Below are 5,712 nucleotides of genomic sequence, written 5' to 3'. Positions count from 1 at the left end.
ACATATCATGAAATTGTTTAGGAAATGCTTCTGTACTTACTGGCCAAAATCGAGATCCGACACCGCCTGCCATTAATATTGCGTAATAATTTTTATTCATAGTTTATTCCTATTCTTTCTATACGTTTACTTTATTTAAACTGCATTACATCGTTTATAAGCGTTACGTATTTAACCAGTTTTTTTTATTCTTTAGGGAGTTTAATCATTCTAATAGCAGTACTTCTGCATTTGGGTTAAAAAGATACACTTTTCCTGTATTAATTTCAACACATTCATAACGTTTTGTACGTTTTTTTATTTTTTTAAAGCGCCTTCCGTTATACAATTCAAATATACTTCCTATTGGTAATTGAGAGACATAATGATTATTGTTTGGGGCATCGTATTTTTTTAATGCTAGTGCTAATGTTATATCTGTATCACTAGAGGCTTTAGGATTTTTAAAATGATTTGCTAATAACGGCAACAAATGCGAAGGAAATACATTTGGGTTTATAAATGGCAGCATTAATTGTTGAAAAGTATGCTTCCACTCTACTCCATGTGGTTTTATTAAACGCCCATAGTTTTTAAATGCCTCAAAATGTGCTATTTCATGTATTAATGTAATTAAAAAGCGATAGCTATTTAAATTTCCATTTACTGTTATTTGATGCTTCCCATTTGGTAATTTTCTATAATCACCGTGTCTTGTTTTACGTTCTTTTTTTACTAATACGGTTAAGTTATCATGTTCTAAAAGTTGTAAAACGCGTGGTATTGCTTGTTCGGGAATATAATTTTGTAATGTAATCTGCATTATAGCAAAAGTAAGTTTTTTATTTAATACAAATCTTGTTTATTTTTTATGGTTATTACACAAACAAGATACTTCTATTTTATTATGATGTAAACTTGCTATTGCAATAAAAATAATGGGTATTTAAATATAGAAAACGGAGATACTAAAAAACGGTAAACACTCTCAAAGCTTTATTTTTTTTTGAGTGTTTACCGTTTATACTTATTCTCTACACAGAAAGTATTACATACGTTCTGGAGCATTAATGCCTAATAGACTTAAGGCGTTCTTTATAGTATTAGAAACTAATTGCGATAATTGTACTCTGAATACTTTTTCTGTTTCATTACCTGTTCCTAATATTTGTACGTTTTGATAAAATGAATTAAAATCTTTTACTAAATCGTAAACATAATTAGCTACTAATGCAGGGCTATGTTGTTTGGCTGCATTTTGTATTATTTCTGGAAATAGCTGCACTTGTTTTAGCAATGCTTTTTCTTTTTCATGCAGGGTTAATGTTACTTCTGTTGCACTTAACGCCTCCTTATCACTTATACTTGCTTTTCTTAATATCGATTGAATTCTAGCATACGTATATTGTATAAAAGGCCCTGTATTTCCTTGAAAATCTATAGATTCTTTAGGGTCGAATAATATACGTTTTTTAGGGTCTACTTTTAATATGAAATATTTTAAAGCTCCTAATCCTATTGTTTCGTATAATTTATCTTTCTCTGCATCGGTATAACCGTCTAGTTTACCTAGTTCTTCAGAAATCTCTTTTGCTGTTTCTGCCATTTCAACAATTAACTCATCGGCATCTACAACGGTTCCTTCTCTACTCTTCATTTTACCTGATGGCAAATCTACCATTCCATAACTTAAATGGTGTAGATTTTTTGCCCAGTCGAATCCTAATTTTTTTATAATTAAAAACAGTACTTTAAAGTGATAGTCTTGCTCATTACCAACCGTGTAAACCATACCGCCTACATCTGGGTAATCTTTTATACGTTGTATTGCTGTACCAATATCTTGTGTCATGTATACCGCTGTACCATCACTACGTAATACTATTTTTTCGTCTAATCCATCACTTGTTAAATCGCACCAAACAGATCCATCTTCTTTTTTAATAAACACTCCTGTTTTTAGGCCTTGATCTATAAATTCTTTTCCTAATAGGTACGTTTTACTTTCGTAGTATAAGCAATCAAAATCTACTCCTAAATTTTTATAGGTTATATTAAATCCGTCATAAACCCATTGGTTCATCATTTCCCAAAGTGCTACAGTTTCTTCATCTCCTGCTTCCCATTTTAAAAGCATTTTTTGGGCTTCAACTAAAATTGGAGCTTGTTTTTTTGCTTCTTCTAGTGTTTTCCCTTCTGCTATTAACGCTTCTATTTCTTTTTTATACTCTTGGTCAAACTTTACATAGTAATTACCTACTAACTTGTCTCCTTTTAAACCTGTACTTTCTGGAGTTTCTCCATTTCCAAAACGTTTCCATGCCAACATGCTTTTGCATATATGGATACCTCTATCGTTTATAATTTGTGTTTTGTATACTGTTTTTCCAGATGCTTTTAAAATTTCTGCAACACTATACCCTAACAAGTTATTTCTAACATGCCCTAAATGCAATGGTTTGTTGGTGTTTGGAGAAGAGTACTCAACCATAACGGCTTTATCTGCTTCTTTAGGTTTTGCAAACCCATAAGTTGTATTGGTTTTTATGGTATTAAAAAAGTTAATATAGAAGGCATCACTTATTTCAATATTTAAAAAGCCTTTTACTACATTAAAGCCAACAACGTCTTCTAAATGATCTAATAAGTATTGTCCTATCTGGTTTCCTATTTGCACAGGATTTCCTTTTACAACGCGTAACATTGGAAAAACAACAATTGTAATATCTCCTGCAAACTCTTTACGAGTAGCCTGAAATTCTACGGTTTGCAAATCTGCACTAAAAATTGTTTTTACTGCTTGTTCTACGTGATTCGATAAGATCGCTTGTAAGCTCATTTATAATATTTTTTAGACGGACAAAGATAATATTTTTATTATTTGATTATTACACTATTTGGTTTTAAAATACCTAAGTTCTTATGTGGGTTTGCTTTGTTCTTTTTTAGAATCCTATGGATAGAAACTTATGCTTAATTGTGTATTTTTTAATGCTCTCTTATAGAAAAATATTAGATCAACCTTTTAGCTTTTAACGTGTTAATTTTTAATGCTGGTAAAAAAACCGAATAGTTTATCGTTTTAATTAACATTATATCGATATATTACATCATCAAACCGATAAAGGTTCATTTAATCTAATTTTTTGTCAGTAAATCCCATAAATTAGTTTTTTTATTTATTTTTTTCAATTTTTGTCGTGCTATTAACCTAAAATTAAGGCTTGTAAATGTCATTGCAAATTTCAATTCTATTTTTTAACCCCTTTAAACAGCTCAAATAGCTTTATTCTATGCTCTTAAAAAATACATGAGAAATTCCCTTATTTTTTTGTACTTATTTATATCTCTACTAGGTTATTCTCAAACTAAAGATTTAGAGCAACTTACTATAGATTTAGCATTTAAACAAGTGGACTCTACAAAGGTTAATACTTGTTTAGAGATTATTAAATTATATCATGCTGCTAATGATTATGATTTAGCTTTAAAATATATTGAACAAAGCGAAAAACTATCTAAAGATTTAAATTACAATAAAGGGCTTGCTGAAACATTATATTTAAAAGCCTTAATTACTGCAAAAAAAGAAGAACATATTAAGGCAATTAATTACTATACTAAAGCTAAACGTTTATATACTGATTTAAATGATTCTTTAATTATAGCTAAAATTAATAGCAAATTAGGGGTTCTTAAAATTAAAACAGGGAATTATAGAGAGGGAATTGTAGACGCTTTATCTGGTATTCAGGAATTAGAACATAAAAAGTTATACAGAGATTTAGCTTATGCCTATAAAAATTTAGCCAAAGCCTATCAATACACTAATGCTTTAGATGATGCTATTATTTATTATTTAAAAAGTTTAGAGAAAGATAACCTCCTTAAAGATTCTATAAATATTATAGTTTCTAGTAAAAATCTAGCAGACCTTTACTTAAAAAAACAAGAGTTTAATGATGCTATAGGTTATTATACTGGAGCTTTAGAGTATATTAAAAGAACAGATACCGTTTTAAAGGCTCAAATTTTCCCCAAATTGGGTAAAGCTTATGTTAAAACAAAACGTTATGCTCTTGCAAAAAAAACACTTAATGAAGGGCTTAAATTAAATAGAATACTAAAAAACGACAATGGTATTCTTATGTCATTAAATAATTTAGGAGCATTGAGTTTTTTGACTAAAAATTATGTTGAAGCTGATGATTATTTACTGGAGGCAGGAAATATTGGAAGAGTTATAGATAACAGAGAGGAACTATTAAGTACGTATCTTTTACACAAGACATTAGATTCTACAACTAATAACTTTAAACGTGCTTTTGCCTGGCAAAGGGAGTACTATAAATTAAAAGATAAAATTGAAATTAGTAAAAAGGAGACCATTTCTAATACTATTGTTAAAGCTATTAACGATTCTATTAATGTTGCTGCATTAGCGCAAAAACCTATTACCAACATCAAAACACCTCCTAAAGCTGCTGTAGTAGTAGATAATAAAGAAAACATTAGTAGGTTAAAGCTTGTATTTTATACTTTACTAGCCGCCTTTGCAATTGCGCTTATATTTTTTGTACCTGCATATTTAAAGCGTAACAACCAATTAAAGTATACTAGAGAGTTAGAAGAAAAAAACCAAAAGATAGAACAGCAAAACGAAGCCATTTTAGAGCAAAGTAAATACTTAGAGAGTATTAATCACGTTAAAGATAAACTGTTTTCTATAGTTTCACATGATTTAAAAGATTCTTTAACGTCTACTCAAGGTTTTATAGACTTGCTTAAGGAGGGTTCTCTTTCTGATGAAGAATTTAATAGTTTATTGCCTGAATTAAGTGATAATGCTAACAATGCATCCTTATTACTTTTTAATTTACTAAACTGGTCTAAATCGCAAATGCAATCTCTAGAAGCAAAGCCTTCTTTATTTGATATTCAGGAAGTTTTTGAAGATAAATTAAAACTCGTTGAGCAAAAAATTATAACTAAAGGTATTAATTTAATAAATAATACAACACGCGAATATGTATTTGCTGACAGAAGTATGGTAGAAATCATCATTCAGAATTTATTGGCTAACGCAGTAAAGTTCTGTGAAAATGGCGACTCTATTACGATTAATAATAAAACTAGTGTAAATAGCAAAGCGATTATAAGTATTGCAGATTCTGGTATTGGTATTTCTAAAGAAAATCAGGATAAGTTATTTAATGATAAAGCCTTCTCTACTGTTGGCACCAATAATGAAAAAGGTACTGGCTTAGGGTTAACTATTTGTAAAGAAATGGTAGAACTTAATCAAGGACGCATTTGGGTGGATAGTGAGCTTAAAAAAGGTAGCACGTTTTATATTGAGCTACCCAAAAGTAAAACTGGTTATTCGTTATTAAATTAATTTATGTACGATATAATTATCTACGTTTTATTAGGGTTATCTGTGGGTTATATTGGTGGTTATGCTGGTATTGGAGGCGGACCTTTTCTCGTTTCTTTTTTAGTTATTGTCATGGGTATGTCTCAGTTAATGGCACAGGGAAATATTTTAACGATGATGTTAGGCCCTATGAGTCTTCTGGGAGTGCTATCGCTTTATGGCTATGTAAAAAAACTATGGGGTAGTATAATTGTTGGTGTTTTTGCTTATTGTTTGTTTTCTTACTTTGGTGCAATTGGAGCATTCTATTTAGGAGAAATCCATTTATCTACTTATTTTGCAATTCTACTTATAGT

Annotated in this window: 5 protein-coding genes; 2 read left to right on the top strand and 3 right to left on the bottom strand. The window is 29.8% G+C overall.

The window, feature by feature from the left end; genetic code table 11:
• The 3 genes from ACVC2P_RS09475 to argS form a co-directional block, all read right to left on the bottom strand.
• The coding region (locus ACVC2P_RS09475; RefSeq protein ID WP_452598232.1) for a sugar phosphate nucleotidyltransferase at positions 1-100 on the bottom strand (100 nt) is incomplete at its 3' end.
• 105 nt (positions 101-205) lie between these two features.
• The gene (locus ACVC2P_RS09470) at positions 206-802 is read right to left on the bottom strand and encodes a SprT-like domain-containing protein (protein ID WP_452598231.1); all 597 of its coding nucleotides are present in this window, start codon (positions 800-802) and stop codon (positions 206-208) included.
• A gap of 225 nt (positions 803-1,027) precedes the next feature.
• The gene (argS, locus tag ACVC2P_RS09465) at positions 1,028-2,818 is read right to left on the bottom strand and encodes an arginine--tRNA ligase (RefSeq protein ID WP_452598230.1); all 1,791 of its coding nucleotides are present in this window, start codon (positions 2,816-2,818) and stop codon (positions 1,028-1,030) included.
• A 471-nt stretch (positions 2,819-3,289) separates the two neighbouring features.
• Between argS and ACVC2P_RS09460 the strand changes: the two genes are divergently transcribed.
• Both ACVC2P_RS09460 and ACVC2P_RS09455 read left to right on the top strand, forming a co-directional pair.
• On the top strand, positions 3,290-5,377 hold the full coding sequence (locus ACVC2P_RS09460) for a tetratricopeptide repeat-containing sensor histidine kinase (protein ID WP_452598229.1): 2,088 nt from the start codon (positions 3,290-3,292) through the stop codon (positions 5,375-5,377).
• A gap of 3 nt (positions 5,378-5,380) precedes the next feature.
• A partial coding sequence (locus tag ACVC2P_RS09455) for a hypothetical protein (protein WP_452598228.1) occupies positions 5,381-5,712 on the top strand: 332 nt, incomplete at its 3' end.

The organism is Pontimicrobium sp. MEBiC01747, assembly GCF_053601635.1.
This window is presented reverse-complemented; position numbering and strand designations above follow the sequence as displayed.